This is a genomic window from Buchnera aphidicola (Pemphigus obesinymphae), from assembly GCF_026122815.1.
Lineage (GTDB): Bacteria > Pseudomonadota > Gammaproteobacteria > Enterobacterales > Enterobacteriaceae > Buchnera_C > Buchnera_C aphidicola_BJ.
Map to the genome: position 1 here is coordinate 1 of NZ_JAIWQW010000003.1, position 15623 is coordinate 15623.

Sequence of the window (15623 nt, forward strand, 5' to 3'; positions counted from 1 at the left end):
TTCTTAATAAACCAAAAACAATAATAATTCTAGTAAAACTAGTCATCATTAAAAGTATAGCAGGAATAAATGTTAAAAAAGTTAACAATACTAATACTTGTACAGAAAAAACCCAATTTTTCCCTCCGTCAGATAAATTATCATTTATACCATCCGATATATTTGCATATGCTATAGGAGAGAAAAAAAATAAAAATAAAATAAAAATTATGTGATAAAAAATTACGTTTTTAAAAATTAATTTTAAAAAATTTTCTGAGTGTAATGTAATTAACATGGCTTCTGATTTTTTTTTTCTGAAATTACTGGTTTAAAATATGTTAAAGTATGTAAATAAGTAATTTTGTTTTTAGTTACACCTAACACTAACCTTTTATCTTGAACATCTATTACTATAATACTTTCATTTGATCCAATAGGCATCTTAGATATAATCTTAATAAATGAATTTACTCTATACGATCTTATTAAAAATAATTTTTTAATTATCCAACTGAGTAAAACTATTAACACTATTACCTGCAATAACGTCAAACTAACTTGAGATAATGTCTGTTCTATTAAAACATTAGAAAGTATCGGAGATACTTGTTTTACAATATTATTTTCCATCAATTATGAACTCTAAAATTTTATATTTTTGAAGAATTTACAATACTGATAATACGTATTCCATACTTATTTTCTACTACTACTATTTCCCCTTGAGCCATTAAAGATTCATTTACAAAAATATCCAAAGATTCACCTATTAACTTATCTAATATAAGTACTGATCCTATTGATATATTAAGTAAATCTTTTATTTTTATTTTAGCTTGTCCTAATTTTACAGAAAGATTAACTGATACATCAACAATATGCTGTATATCTTTTAATAATACCGTATTATCTTTAGGATTTAATATCAAATTTTCATCTTTTTTTTCTTTTCCATTACTTGTAAAACCATTTTCAACGTCTTTAAAATTCGAATTATCTTCATCATGATTCTTAAATAATTTGTCTTCTGATGATTTATTGATAGTATCCATTATACTGCACCTTATTATAATTTTGATTTAATATCAAATCCTGCCAAATCTTCAACGCATAAGGCATGCCTTCCATTTACAATCTTGTATTTGCCTGATAAAATAGGAAAATTATCGACATAAACAATACCAAACTCAGGTTTCTGAATCGGTATTATATCTCCTAATTGTAAATTTAAAATGTTTGATAAAGAAATGACACTATCTTTTAATTGCACTGTTAACGTTAATTTTAAATTATGTATGTTATTTATCATATTATCTTTTTCTACATTTTTATAATCTTTTTTTTCCTTCGTGATATTTGTATATAAAAAACATTTTTTTATTTTTATTAAAGGAATTAATACATTAAAAGATCCCTTATAATTGCCAATTAAAATGTGGAATGTAGTAACAAAATATGTATTTTTTTTAAAATGAAATGTGTTTTCTCCATTAACAATCGCTTTATATTTAGACAAACTCATTTGAATTGGAAAAAATTTTTTAATAGATTCTTCATATGCTTTTATTGCTATTTTAGTAACATTTTTAATTATTTTACATTCTGTATCAGTAATGGTTTTATCATGATAATTTATGTTTTCTCTCGACGTATTTCCTCCAAATAAATTTTCTACTATCATGGATATAAAATCAAAATAAAAAATCATATAAGCAGAATCTTCACATGCTTTAATATCAATTGTATTTAAAACCATCGTTTTTTTTACATGTTTTATATTAGGTTTATCATTTTCAATGTTACACGCGTATAATTTTACATCAATTTTATTAATATTTAGATAGTGAGCTAAATCTATAGAAAATTGATTTATAAAAAAATTATTTATTCTTTTCAGTAAATTAATATCATTCTGTATAACATGATAATAATTTTTTACATTACATGTTCTTATTTGTTTTTTTTTTGTTATTGAAACATTTTTTTTATTATCTTTTATATTATGATAATTATTAACTATATTTTTCGTATTATTTATAGCGTCAATTTTTATTTCCATCCTTTATTCATTAAATAAATTATTTTAAAAAACTAAAATATTCATGTTATTAATTTTAAAAAAAATAAAATATTTTTTAAATTAATTTTAAGCATAAATATCAATTTTGTTAGAAGACAAAAAAATATTTTGAAAATTATTTTTATTGTATAATAAAATAGAATTTAATTTTTTATTTTCTTTTTGAAAAACAGATATCTTAACCAAATTATTAAAATTTTGTTTTTTATTGTTGTAATTTTTACATTGAGAAAAATGTTTATTATTAACAGTAACTTCTGATAATTTAATACTATTTTTTTTAAAAATTTCTTTTAAAAGAGAAATAGATGATTTTAAAAAAGTACATATTTTATCATTTTTAGAAAAAATAAAAAATTTAGCAATTTTATCTCTACAATTCATTTTTAATTTAAAAAAAAGTAAACCCAAATGTTCTTGATTCAACTTAAAATCTACTACGCACTCTGTATTATGAATTTTATTTAATTTTTCATAATTTATTACCTTCTTCCAAATTTTATTCATATGAGAAAAATTTAATTTTAAATAGGAAAAGAAACTTAAATCAGGCTTTTTATCAATAGTAAAAAAATTACATTTGTTAGTAAAATCTATATAACTATTTTTATTAAAAATTTTAAAAAAAAATTTCTTATTCGTCTTTTTCTTTACAAAAGCGGTTTTTTCTTCAAAAAAATAAGGAATTTCCTTATATTTTTTTTCTAATAAAAATACATTATCTGTAGATTTCTTAAATCTTTTAACTATAACATGTCTTAAAGATACAATTTTTTTAAAATTACTTAAATTAGAATTTAAATATAAAAATGTTTTTTTCTTAATTTCTGGTTTTTCTTTTAAAAAATTAATGTTCGTATCAAAAAATAAAATTTTATTTAATATTTTTTTTTTTATGATTAAAAAAATAAAATATGTTATTTCTTTTTATCGATTGATTAATTGTTAATTTATTTTTATTCTTTTTATTATTCAATTTAGTAAATACTTTTTGTTTGTAATAATCATTACAAAAATTTCTATCTTTTATTTTAAAATCAGAAAAAATATTATCTTTTAATAAAGATGGAGATGTATGAAAAATAATTTTTTTATCTAATTGAAAAAAAAATGAAAAATCAAATAAAAATATATCGGAATCTTGATATTTTTTTATTTGATTTTCATTTCTATTTTTTCGTAATAAAAAGTTATTTTTATATCGATATTGAATAGGATTCAATATCCTATTTAATATCAATGAGTTAAAATTAACACAACCCGAAATATGTTTAAAATAATTAAATATATGTAACATTTATAGTTTTATACCTCTATTTTTTAAAAATTTTAATTTATAAAGTTCATCTATATTCATTTCTTCTAGTTCTATTGTTTTTTTTAATTCCTTCAAAACTATTTTAAGATCTAAAATTTCCCATCCCTTCAATTTACTATTTACATAACACCAATTAGAAAAACAATTTTTTAAATCATTATCGTACTCTGTAATTTCTTTATTTTGCTCTTTTATACCTATTTCTAACATCTTAATAAATTTAATATAATTTTCCCATTTTACTCCAGTTACACCAACTTTAACATAATTATTTAACTGATTATTATAATCATATCGATATTTTCTTAATAAATCACATTGTTCAATAGATTTTTTTTTTTTAGAATAATTTTCTTTAACATAATGACTGTATTTTTAATTTTTTTTTTTCCAATATTTTTAAAATAGCAATCATAGATCTTTTTTTTATCATGTATGTTCCTAAAAATAAAATGTTAAAAATTGATATTACTCAACAATTCTTTTAAAGATTCACAAGAACTAATATAATCATGAGATTCTTTAATATCTTGTTTTAAAAAAACTTCCAATTTAGACCAAATTTTAACAGCCTGATCAAGAATAAGATTGTTCCCTGAGACATAAGCACCAACATTAATTAATTCTTGGTTACGTTGATAAACAGAAACCAATCTTTTAAAATAACAAACCTGTAGATAGTAATTACTGTTTACTAGATTAGGCATCAAGCGACTAATCGAGCTTTCGATATCGATAGCCGGATAATGTCCAGAATCCGCATAAATTTTCGATAAAACAATATGTCCATCTAAAAATGATCGTACTGACTCCGCTACAGGATCATTATCTGAATTAATTTCAGTTAACACTGTATAAAAAGCCGTAATAGAACCAAAACCATGTTTACCATTACCTGCTCTTTCTACTAAAGTAGATAATTTAGAAAAAACAGAAGGAGGATAACCCCTAGTGGCCGGTAACTCACCCATTGACAATGATATTTCTCGATGAGCCATTGCATAACGTGTCAATGAATCCATAATTAATAAAACATGATATTTATTATGTCTAAAATATTCAGCAATACGAGTAGCATAGATAGCTCCTTTAATCTGTAATAATGGAGAACAATCTGCAGGAACAGCAATAACTATAGAACGAGATAAACCTTCCGATCCAAGAACATTATTTATAAAATCTTTTACTTCTCGACTCCGTTCTCCTATCAATGCTATGACAATAATGTCAACTTTAGTATATCTAGCTATCATTCCTAGTAATACACTTTTCCCTAATCCTGAACTAGAAAATAAACCTATTCTTTGTCCTCTACCAATAGTTAATAAAGAATTAATAGACCGTACTCCTGTATCTAATACATCGGTAATAGGGAAACGATCTAAAGGATTTATTTTATCAAAAGTTAAAGATAAAAAATCTTTGACTTTTAACCTATCAAATCCATCTAATGGACGTCCTAAACTATCTATCACTCTTCCTAATAATTCAAGACCTACTGGTAAAAAAGGAGTAAAATTAACCATCTTATTATTTATTAATTTAGAAAAAACGCGCGCATTCGATTGAATCCCTATTGCTTCTTCAACAGGCATTAATAATAATTTCTTTTCTTTAAAACCAATTACTTCACATTCTATTTCATTCCTATCTTCATCAAAAAAATTTTCTATAAAACATAGAGATCCAATGGGTAACTTCAAACCTGTTACTTCCAAGACAATACCATTAATTCCTGTTAGATATCCATAATTAAAACCAACAGGAAGATTATCAAGTTTTTTTTCAAAAATAGTTATTCTTTTCAACCATTTTTTTAATCGTAAATTCATTAATAATGCTCGTCAAAAAAAGAAAGTCGACATAATTCTCGCCAAAAAGTAGAAATAGTAACATCCAAATTACCATTATCTGACTCTATTTTACAACCACCTAAACGTATGCCATGATCACATAATATGCTCCAACCATGCATATTAAAAATTTTACCAAAATTTTTTGTTATCATGTCTAAATCATCAGGATGAATAATCAATTTAGGTTTATAAAAAAGAATAGATTCTTTCTGAATTACTTCTTTAATTTTATTTAAAATAAAAGAAGTTTTTATCAAAGGAGTATCACCCACCATCTTTGCAACTATCTTTAAAGCCAAATTAACTAAATGAGTAGGAATAATTTTATCTAAATTTTCTAACTCTAATTGAAATTCTGAAAGAAACATATCAATTTTTTTTTGGACAATTTGTCTTCGTTTTTTAAGTTCTAACAATTTTTTTTCTATTCCAATTTTATAATCTTCTTCTTTAATATTTTTTTTTTGATCACTTTTTTCAAATATTTTAGACTCTTTTTTATCATAAAATTCCTTTTTTGTATTGGTATCAACACATTTAATTAAATTTATCTTCGATAATTTATCTTTATGTATAATACAGGAACTTTTTTTTAAAAATTGTAATGAAACTAATTCTTCTGGATACCATTTTTCCCATATTTTATTTGATATTATATCTGACATTATTCTACCTTATCTTCTTCAATGGTTATTTCCTCTTTTTCTAAAAAAGATCGCATGGTTTTAAGTAACAATTTTTGAGCATTAGTAATATCAGACGTTAATAGAGTATGTTTCTTAGATAATTTCTCTCGTAAATAATCTGCGTCTTGTTCTGACATATTTCTTATGAATTTATCTTTTAATAAATCATCGGTATGAGATAATCCAATACATATAGTATCTAAATCTACATGGTTTACTAAATGACAAATATATTTGTCTTGCATATTAATTAAATTTTTAAATGAAAAAATCTCATTTAAAATTTTTTTTGTTATATCTGTATTAAAATTAGATAAATCATGAATAATTGTTTTTTTTTCATGATTTTTCATTAAAGTTAAAATATTCGCTACTTTTTTCAAAGATCTCTGGTTATTTATCATGCTTTCGTAACGGCTAAGTATATCAGTAACTATTTTTACTAATTCTTTTTCTCCGGATTTATTAAGACTAGAAAACGTAGCAATACGCAGTAAAATTTGAGAACGTTGCTTTTCGTTAAATAAATCAAGAATTTCAGCTGCTTTTTTATCTTTTATATATACTAATATCGCAGTAATAATTTGAACATGTTCATATTGAATTAAATTAAATAACTGTTTAGAATTTATATTATTTAATTTTTTAAAAACATAATCCATATTTTTTATACTAATATTTTCTTCTAAAAAAACAGCTGCTTCTTTTTCACCTAACGTTTTTTTTAAAATTGAAAATAAATAGTCACCATAAACGTAACTGAAATAATTATTAGGATGAATAAAATCTATACATTCTTGTAACACTTTATTTACTTCTATAGAAGATATATTATTGATATTTACCATACATTTCAAAATCTTTCGTGATTCTAAAATTGTTAATTTTTTTAATACTTCCACAGCTGAATCAACATCTATTGACATTAACAAAATTGAACTTCTCTCAATACCGTTTAAACTCATAATTTTTTATCACTTATCCATTTTTTTACAATCATTTCTATAATATGTGCTTCATTTCTAGACAAATTACTGGTGGTTTTTTTTACATTATTTACGATCTTAACATCATTGCTTTCTGAAAAAGAATTTTCATCTTCTTTATTAATTTTAGATTCTACTTTTTGCTTTCTTTTATCTAAGAAGTTAACATGTAAATATTTAAGTTGATTTATTTTTTTTTTAAAAAAAATAAATTCTAACAAAATAATACTGCATAAAAACAAAATGATAAAAGGATAAAAAGTTATTAATACATTCGATTCTGTTAACTTTTTCCATATTAAATTAAATTTAATTTCATTTTCTTTCTTATTTAAATCATGTATATTTTTTTTATCGATTCTATCGACTAAATTACATTTATTCGTATTAAATTTAATTTTATCGGATATTTTAGAAATATCTAATTTATTCACAAACAAAGAATTAACAACATTGACCGTGTCTCCTCGTTTTTTAGAATATCCGATAGCTTGACGAGTTAAATGATCAATTTTTTTCATTAAATCCATTGGCAATGGAATATACTTTCCTTGCTTATTTTTTATAAAATTCACTACCACAGCTGTTGATAACCGTTTTATTTCTCCAACATTCACTTTAGTTCGAAGAATAGTGTGATCTAACTCATAATTAATAATATCATCCCGATAATTTTTGGCATTTTCAGGATAATAAAAATTTTTGTTTCCGTTGCTATTATTTGTTAAATACGTATCTTTTGTTTTACTAGAATTTAACAATTTTTCTGATCTAATATGATTAATTTTACTTTTAGATACATCAGGAAATATATGAACAGGAGAGTTTGACATTAATATATCAGAATCTTTTCTAGTATAATCTATATTTTGGGTACTTTGATGGGATCGAATAGCTTGACTAGAACTATCAAAATTAGGTTTATATTTTTCTTCTGTTTTTTCCTGATTATTAAAATCTATTTGTGCAGTTACTTGGGCATGAATATTTTCTGATCCTACAACAGGAGCTAAAATATCTTCGATTCTCTTTTTATAACGTTTTTCTAATTCTTCACTATATTTTACCTTCATATCACTTACTTCATTTTCAACAAAATCCAGATTATTTAATAAATTACCGGATTGATCGACAATAGTAACATGATTAGGTGTTAATCCAGATACACTACTAGAAATAAAATGCAAAATGGCATTTATTTGTCTTCTTTCCAAATATCGTCCAGATTGTAAATCTAAAATAATGGATGCTGTTGGTTCTTTTTTATCATGTACAAATAAAGAAGATTTAGGCAACGCAATGTGTACTCTGGCGGATTTAATTAAATCTAATCTTTCAATTGTTCTTGCTAATTCTCCTTCTAAAGCTCTTTGGTAATTCACTTGTTCATTAAACTGGCTCATTCCAAATTTTTCTTTATCCAATAATTCAAATCCGATTCCGGATCCTTTAGGTAAACCACGTTCAGATAAATAAAAACGAATTTCTTGCACTTTATCATGAGGTACTAATAATAGACCTGAATTTTCATTAAATCTATAAGGAACATTCAGAGTCACTAATTGAGAGACAACAGCTCCTCTATCTCTATTAGATAATCGATCATATAATACACTATATTCTTCAGATTTAACCCATATAGGGGTTATACAAAAAAAAATCACTATTAATATTATAAAAATTATTAATATTTTAGAAGTTATACCTAATTTACAAAAAAAATAATCAAATATTCTTTTTTCTTTTGATTTATTATTTGTATTAACGTTTTTTTCAAAATTCATAAAAATTTCCTGTCTGATAGTTCTGCTAAACTAACAGTAATCAAAATAAATCAAAAATATTTAATATGATTATGTAAAATAATTTCATTATAAATAATTTCTTGTTATTATTTTTATTTTATATAATAAAATTTGATGAATAAAAAATCTACAGTTTTAATATATTTTTATTATCAAAGTAAAATTATGCTATGATATTAGAAATAATATTATTTCTAATATGTAGAGGTATAATGTCCATTCACAACATTAATAATATTAAAAAAATAAATTTTAATATATTAACTTCTGTAGAAAAAAAGAACAAATTATTATCCAATAATTTTTCTTATTTAATTAAAAATACATTAAATAAAATAGATTTAATCCAAAAAAATGCAAAAGAAAACTCCAAAAATTTAATATTAGAAAAAAATGGAGTTTCTTTAAGTGATGTAGTAATAGACTTACAAAAATCTGCTATTTCTATGCATTTAGCTGTTCAAATTAGAAATAAAATAGTATCCAGTTATCAAGAAATTATGAATATGCAAGTCTAAATTTACCACATAGTGCTGGAAAAATTCCAGCACGTATATTTTATATTTCAAAAAATAACCATAAAAAATATCGATATAAAAAATAAAAATTTACTGGTGGAGTCAAGCGGAATCGAACCGCCATCCTTTTGCATGCCATGCAAATACTCTCCCAATTGAGCTATGACCCCAAAAACATACTTTATTTATCAAATAAATACATATATTCATTAATAAACAAAGTATAACTTTAAAATAATTAAAATGATATCAATTAAATACCGAATTTTTAACTAATTTTATCATTTAATTTTCATTAATATAATTGATAGCTTTACCTATACGTGATAATAAACGATTTTTACCTATAAGATACATTGTAATATCAATACTTGGAGAAATTTCTGAACCAGTAATTGCAAAACGAACAGGCATAGCAACTTCGGATAAAGTAATATTTAATTTTATAGATAACAATTTTATTAATTGAAATAAATTACGTTCACTCCACATTGAAAGATCAGCAATCATTTTACCAATTTCCTGTAAAATAATTATATTATTGATATTTAAATATTTTTTTGTTACATCATTACTCAAATACTCAAATTCTTGATAAAAAAATCGAGATAATTGTACCATTTCTCTTAAAGTATTACATCTGTGAGCTGTTATTTTGATTATTTCAGTTAAAATAGGACCTTCTGAAATATCTATATTTTCTGCTTGAAAATAATATTCAAGACATTTTCCTATATAATCTACAGATAAATTATTAATATAATAATGGTTAAGCCATATCAATTTTTTTATATTAAAACAACTTGATGACTTACTTAATCCTTTTAAATTAAATAATTTTTTCATTTCATCTAAACTAAAAACTTCTTGATTGCCATAAGACCAACCTAATCTTAGTATGTAATTTAAAATAGCATTAGGTAAATATCCTTGCTGATGATATTCCATCACATCAATAACATTATTCCTTTTAGAAATTTTTTCCCCGCTATTTTCAGTAACCATTGACACATGCGCGTAAATAGGAATATTTGCACCCAATGATTTTAAAATGTTGATCTGACGAGGAGTATTGTTAATGTGATCTTCTCCCCTGATAACATGAGTAATTCCCATGTCTCTATCATCTATTACAACACAAAAATTATATGTAGGAATCCCATTACTGCGTAAAATAATTAAATCGTCTAACTCTTTATTTTCAAAAACAATTTTCCCCCTTATTTCATCATGGAAAATTACTTTCCCTGTTTTAGGATTACGAAATCTTACTACATAAGGTTTACTATCATACAAATCTATTTTAATATCACGACATTTACCATCATATCGCGGTTTTTCTCCTTTTAAAATTTGATTTTTTCTTAACTCTTCCAATCTAATCGTAGAACAATAACATTTGTAAGCCTCTCCTGAAAGAATCATAGAATCGATAATATTTATGTAACGTTTTAATCTTTGAGTCTGAAAATACGGTCCTTCATCCCATGTTAATCCTAACCACTTTAATCCCTTTATAATTCTTTTTACAGATAATTCCGTAGAACGTTCACAATCAGTATCTTCAAAACGTAAAACAAAAACACCTTTATTATGTTTGGCAAACAACCATGAATATAAAGCCGTACGTACACTCCCTATATGTAAATTTCCTGTAGGACTTGGAGCAAAACGAGTCTTGATTATCATCTGTTACCTCTAAAAATTATTTTAATATCAAAGAGCCAATCTTAAACTTATCTATTAAATATTATTAAAATAATTTGATTTATTCTTACAATAAGAATAAAATTTAGATCAAAAAAAAAACATTATGATTAAAAATAAAACAAATAGCTATTTTATTAAAAAAAAAGGTTGACTGCTTCCGATTGATCTTTAAAATAGAAGCTATAAATATCAAAATAATTCTTTAGGGTGATTAACTCAGTTGGTAGAGTTCCTCCTTTACACGGAGGCAGTCGGCGGTTCGAGTCCGTCATCACCCACCAGTATAAGGGTCGTTAGCTCAGTTGGTAGAGCAGTTGACTTTTAATCAATTGGTCGCAGGTTCAAATCCTGCACGACCCAAATTAAAATATTAATATTTAAAAATAAATTTTATTTATGAACTTTATACCACAATTAATGCAATAAAAAATCAATATTATAAATTTCTTCTATTCTCATATCTTTAGCCCGATTTAATTTTAAACCAGGATTCTTACCTACAATTATTAAATTTACTTTTTTAGAAATAGAATTTACTACTCGCCCCCCCAAATATTCTATTCTTTTAATTAATTTTTCTCTAGAAAGTTCATTAAAAAATCCAGTAATAACAATTGTTTTATTAGATAAAAAAATATCATTATTTACTATATTAAATTTATGATCACCATCAGGATAAATATCTAATTCTTTTTCTAAAGCACTTAGAAAGTTTATTTTTTTATTATCATGAAAAAAATCATAAACATTTTTAGAAACTGTAGGTCCTAATCCTTTTATTTTAAGTAAATCTGATTGATTAACATAAATTAATTTTTTTAAATATTTAAAATAATAAGAAAGTAACATAGCCGTTGTTAAACCTATTCCATAAATGCCAAAAGCATAAATAACTTTACTTAACACTACAGATCGTGATTTATTTAATGATCGTAAAATATTTTTAGCAGATTTCACACCTATTCGATCTAACTTTATCAATTCATTAATTTTTAATTGAAAAAAATCGACAGGATTCTTCACATAATCATTATCTACCAATAAATCAATTAATTTATACCCTAATCCTTGCACATTTAATGCTTTTTTTGAAAAAAAATGATAAAATGCTTTTTTACGTTGCCCTATACAATTAAAACCTCCACTACAATAAAAATGACCATCTTTCTTTTTTTGTATTATTTTATACATACATATTGGACAATTTTTAGGAAAAGTAATATTATTTCTTTTTGTATCAGCATTTAATTTCACTACGTTGATAATTTTTGGTATAACATCTCCGGATCGACATACTGTCACATCGTCACCCACAGATAATCCTATTTTATCTATTTTATTTTTACTATGCAATGAAACGTTAGATATTATAACTCCAGATATTTCAACAGGTTTCACACGAGCAACGGGAGTAACAATACCCGTTCTTCCTATCTGAAAATCTACATGTAAAACCTTTGTAATCTTTTCAAAAGATTTGAACTTAACAGCAATAGCCCAAATAGGAAATCTATTAGAATCACCTAATATTTTCTGAAATTTAACACTATTTATTTTTAAAACAATACCATCTATATTAAAATCTAACAATGAACGTTTTTTTTCTATCTTATAATAGAATAAGCTTACTTCTTTTACATTAGTGCATAATACGGTATGGTTATCAATAAATAATCCCCATTTTTTTAAAATTTGTAATTTACCATAATGATTATTAACCTCATCTTTACCCTTAATTACATTGTATCCATATGCATAAAACATTAATTTCCTTTTAATAATCGTACTAGATCTATTATGACGCAATGATCCAGCCGCAACATTCCTCGGATTCGAAAAAAGCTTTTCTTTCTTAACGCCAAATTCTTGATTGAATGATAAAAAATCACTATTTTTAATAAACACTTCGCCTCTAATTTCCATTAAATACGGAATATTTTTACCTTTTAAAACTAATGGAATTGTATTCATTCTTATAGCATTGTTAGTAACATCTTCTCCAAATTGACCATCTCCACGCGTAACTGCGTTAATTAATTTTCCCTCTTTATATATTAAATTTAACGCTAAACCGTCTATTTTAAGTTCACAACATATTTCTATTGGATCTTTAATATTTAAAATATTTTTAATTTTTTTTTCAAATTTTAAATAATCATTTATATTAAAAGTATTATCTAAAGATAACATAGGCGTTAAATGGGAAAATAACTTACAACTCCTCTGAATAGTAGCTCCTATTTTTTGCGTAGGAGAATTAGTATTCACTGATAAATTATATTTTTCCTCCAATACTTGTAATTCCCTTATTAAACAATCATATTTTTCATCAGAAATCATAGGAGCATACAATGTATGATACAAATAATTATGATAAAAAATTTTTTGTCTTAATTTAAAAACTTTATTTTTATAAGATTTCATAAAACACCATTTTATAAAAAAATATTACAAATAAAACTTATAAAAAACAAAAAAATTAAATATGTAATATATTTAATAAAATATTAAAATTTGATTTTTACGAAAAATAATTACGTTTTATTTTTAATACATTTTTGATTAATAGAAATTGATAATATCAATTATATTATTTATTAATAATATCACGTTTATTATTTAATAATATCTATTATTAAATAATAATAACTTATTATGGATCATTTTATTGCTTCACTAAATATAATTAACTAACAAAAAATATTTGTTTTGATATTAAACTATACTTAAATTATAAAATAGTTTATATTTTTATTGTTTATTTAAAATATTAAAAAATAATTGTTAGTTTTATATGTTATTTTTTTAATTAAATTAAAAAAATAAAAACGCAATTTTAAAAATTTTATTATTTAATAATTAAAAATATAAAATAAAATATTCATTATTTTTTATATCTTTTTAATCGTTAAAGAAAAATTTTATTTAATTAAATTTATTCTTATAAAACTTTAAAAATAGTTTTAATCAATAAATTATTACATAACCAATATTATATAAATTTTATTTATTAATAACGATAATTTAGTTGAATTATTATAAATTTTAAAAAATATTCATTAACCATTAAAAACATATTGTCTATATAAAATTTTAAGTCAACTATTGACTAATACAATCATATTTCAGCATAAAAAAAATAATATTATATAATACAATATTGGAATATCTATGAAAAAAATATATTCAGATCAATCTTATACAATTGGTAATACACCATTGATCAGATTAAAAAAAATAGGTCATGGTTATATTATAGTAAAAGTTGAATCTCAAAATCCAGGTTTTAGCGTAAAATGCCGGATAAGTGCCAATATGATATGGAATGCAGAAAAAACAGGTATATTAAATAAAAAAAAAGAAATATTGGAAGCAACTAGTGGTAATACCGGAATATCTTTAGCATATATTGCTGCTTCTCACAATTATAAAATTACTTTAACAATGCCGGAAACTATGTCTTTAGAACGTAAAAAATTACTTAAAGCATTAGGAGCCCAATTAATTTTAACAGATGGGAAAAAAGGCATGAAAGGAGCTGTTTTAAAAGCAAAAGAAATGGACATTTTACATCCAGGAAAATATGTTCTTTTACAACAATTTAATAATCCAGCTAATCCAGAAATACATGAAAAAACGACTGGTCCTGAAATTTGGAATGATACGGATGGTGAAATAGACGTATTAATATCAGGAGTTGGAACTGGCGGAACAATTACAGGAATTAGTCGGTATATCAAAAAAACCAAAAAAAGAAAAAACTTTATTTCTGTAGCAGTTGAACCAGATCAATCACCAGTAATCTCACAATTTCTTTCCGGGAAAAAAATAAAACCTGGAACTCACAAAATACAAGGCATTGGAGCCGGATTCATTCCTAAAAATTTAGATTTAAATTTAATAGATAAAGTTATCACTGTATCGTATCAAGAATCAATTTTAGCATCACGTATGCTAATGCAAAAAGAAGGTATCTTAGCCGGAATTTCTTCAGGAGCAGCTCTTTCTGCAGCTATAAAAATACAAAAAGAAGATATATTTAAAAATAAAAATATTGTTGTCATTCTTCCTTCTTCTGGAGAAAGATATCTAAGCACTGATTTATTTGCTGAAATATAAAATATAAACATTATACTATTTTATAAAAAACTATAATAATTTCATTTTTTATAATCATTCTTATTCTTAAAATCATATTAATTTTAACTTTTAAATAAAAAATGTTAATAACATTTAAATAAATTTATTTAATAAAATTATTTAACAAGTAAATTGATCATAAAATAAAATTAAGGGCAATTTATGTTGCAAAAAAACATTACAATAACAGCAAAAAACGGATTACATACTCGTCCAGCTGCTCAATTTGTTAAAGAAGCAAAAAAATTTATATCTGATATTACTGTAACTTGTAAAGGTAAAAATGCCAGTGCTAAAAGTTTATTTAAACTACAATCTTTAGGATTAATCCAAGGCAGTATAATTACTTTATCTGCAAAAGGTGAAGATGAAAAAAAAGCAATTATACATTTAGAAAATGTTATATCAGAATTAAAATAATTATTAAATTAAACTACATTTATATTATCATAAAAAATTACCGGAAGTAATATTCCTATACTTCCGGAATATTTAAACTCCAGTTAATGTCTCCTGATAATAATATTCTTAAATTTAATTCG

14 protein-coding genes, 3 tRNA genes and 2 pseudogenes are annotated in these 15623 nt (G+C 23.3%); 5 read left to right on the top strand and 14 right to left on the bottom strand.

The window, feature by feature from the left end:
- The 11 genes and pseudogenes from LDP10_RS00910 to fliF all read right to left on the bottom strand — a co-directional run.
- Positions 1–277 (bottom strand): annotated as a pseudogene (locus tag LDP10_RS00910) (flagellar biosynthetic protein flip); the annotation flags it as partial.
- Positions 271–612, bottom strand: coding sequence for a flagellar biosynthetic protein FliO (gene fliO / locus LDP10_RS00915; protein WP_265196872.1), 342 nt, complete (start codon positions 610–612; stop codon positions 271–273). The pseudogene LDP10_RS00910 and the gene fliO, both read right to left, overlap by 7 nt.
- A gap of 20 nt (positions 613–632) precedes the next feature.
- Positions 633–1034: a flagellar motor switch protein FliN gene (gene fliN, locus LDP10_RS00920; RefSeq protein WP_265196873.1), complete on the bottom strand. Its 402-nt coding sequence runs from the start codon at positions 1032–1034 to the stop codon at positions 633–635.
- Positions 1035–1048: 14 nt separating this feature from the next.
- Positions 1049–2041, bottom strand: a complete 993-nt coding sequence (locus LDP10_RS00925) for a FliM/FliN family flagellar motor switch protein (protein WP_265196874.1) — start codon at positions 2039–2041, stop codon at positions 1049–1051.
- An 87-nt stretch (positions 2042–2128) separates the two neighbouring features.
- Positions 2129–2569: a hypothetical protein gene (locus LDP10_RS00930; RefSeq protein WP_265196875.1), complete on the bottom strand. Its 441-nt coding sequence runs from the start codon at positions 2567–2569 to the stop codon at positions 2129–2131.
- Positions 2570–2936: 367 nt separating this feature from the next.
- Positions 2937–3284, bottom strand: a complete 348-nt coding sequence (locus LDP10_RS00935) for a hypothetical protein (RefSeq protein WP_265196876.1) — start codon at positions 3282–3284, stop codon at positions 2937–2939.
- Between the two features lie 75 nt (positions 3285–3359).
- Positions 3360–3710 (bottom strand): annotated as a pseudogene (locus LDP10_RS00940) (flagellar FliJ family protein); the annotation flags it as partial.
- Between the two features lie 125 nt (positions 3711–3835).
- Positions 3836–5212, bottom strand: coding sequence for a FliI/YscN family ATPase (locus tag LDP10_RS00945; RefSeq protein ID WP_265196877.1), 1377 nt, complete (start codon positions 5210–5212; stop codon positions 3836–3838).
- A complete protein-coding gene (locus tag LDP10_RS00950) occupies positions 5212–5901 on the bottom strand; it encodes a flagellar assembly protein FliH (RefSeq protein ID WP_265196878.1) in 690 nt (229 codons plus the stop codon). The genes LDP10_RS00945 and LDP10_RS00950 overlap by 1 nt, the downstream gene beginning before the upstream one ends.
- Positions 5901–6887, bottom strand: coding sequence for a FliG C-terminal domain-containing protein (locus LDP10_RS00955; protein WP_265196879.1), 987 nt, complete (start codon positions 6885–6887; stop codon positions 5901–5903). The genes LDP10_RS00950 and LDP10_RS00955 overlap by 1 nt, the downstream gene beginning before the upstream one ends.
- Positions 6884–8692, bottom strand: coding sequence for a flagellar basal-body MS-ring/collar protein FliF (gene fliF, locus LDP10_RS00960; protein WP_265196880.1), 1809 nt, complete (start codon positions 8690–8692; stop codon positions 6884–6886). The genes LDP10_RS00955 and fliF overlap by 4 nt, the downstream gene beginning before the upstream one ends.
- Positions 8693–8925: 233 nt before the next feature.
- Between fliF and fliE the strand changes: the two genes are divergently transcribed.
- A complete protein-coding gene (fliE, locus tag LDP10_RS00965) occupies positions 8926–9231 on the top strand; it encodes a flagellar hook-basal body complex protein FliE (protein ID WP_265196881.1) in 306 nt (101 codons plus the stop codon).
- 94 nt (positions 9232–9325) lie between these two features.
- On the opposite strand, the gene LDP10_RS00970 is transcribed toward fliE, so the two are convergent.
- Positions 9326–9401, bottom strand: a tRNA-Ala gene (locus LDP10_RS00970).
- A 115-nt stretch (positions 9402–9516) separates the two neighbouring features.
- Positions 9517–10920: a glutamate--tRNA ligase gene (gene gltX / locus LDP10_RS00975; protein ID WP_265196882.1), complete on the bottom strand. Its 1404-nt coding sequence runs from the start codon at positions 10918–10920 to the stop codon at positions 9517–9519.
- A gap of 226 nt (positions 10921–11146) precedes the next feature.
- Between gltX and LDP10_RS00980 the strand changes: the two genes are divergently transcribed.
- Positions 11147–11222 (top strand) — tRNA-Val (locus tag LDP10_RS00980).
- 6 nt (positions 11223–11228) lie between these two features.
- Positions 11229–11301: transfer RNA gene (locus LDP10_RS00985), tRNA-Lys, on the top strand.
- A gap of 54 nt (positions 11302–11355) precedes the next feature.
- Here LDP10_RS00985 and ligA read toward each other — a convergent pair.
- The gene (gene ligA, locus LDP10_RS00990; protein WP_265196883.1) at positions 11356–13365 is read right to left on the bottom strand and encodes an NAD-dependent DNA ligase LigA; all 2010 of its coding nucleotides are present in this window, start codon (positions 13363–13365) and stop codon (positions 11356–11358) included.
- A gap of 747 nt (positions 13366–14112) precedes the next feature.
- Between ligA and cysK the strand changes: the two genes are divergently transcribed.
- Together cysK and LDP10_RS01000 are read left to right on the top strand one after the other, a co-directional pair.
- Positions 14113–15060, top strand: a complete 948-nt coding sequence (cysK, locus tag LDP10_RS00995; protein ID WP_265196884.1) for a cysteine synthase A — start codon at positions 14113–14115, stop codon at positions 15058–15060.
- Positions 15061–15243: 183 nt separating this feature from the next.
- Positions 15244–15501 (top strand): HPr family phosphocarrier protein, encoded by a 258-nt coding sequence (locus tag LDP10_RS01000; RefSeq protein ID WP_265196885.1) that lies wholly within the window; start codon positions 15244–15246, stop codon positions 15499–15501.
- Positions 15502–15623 lie beyond the last annotated feature (122 nt).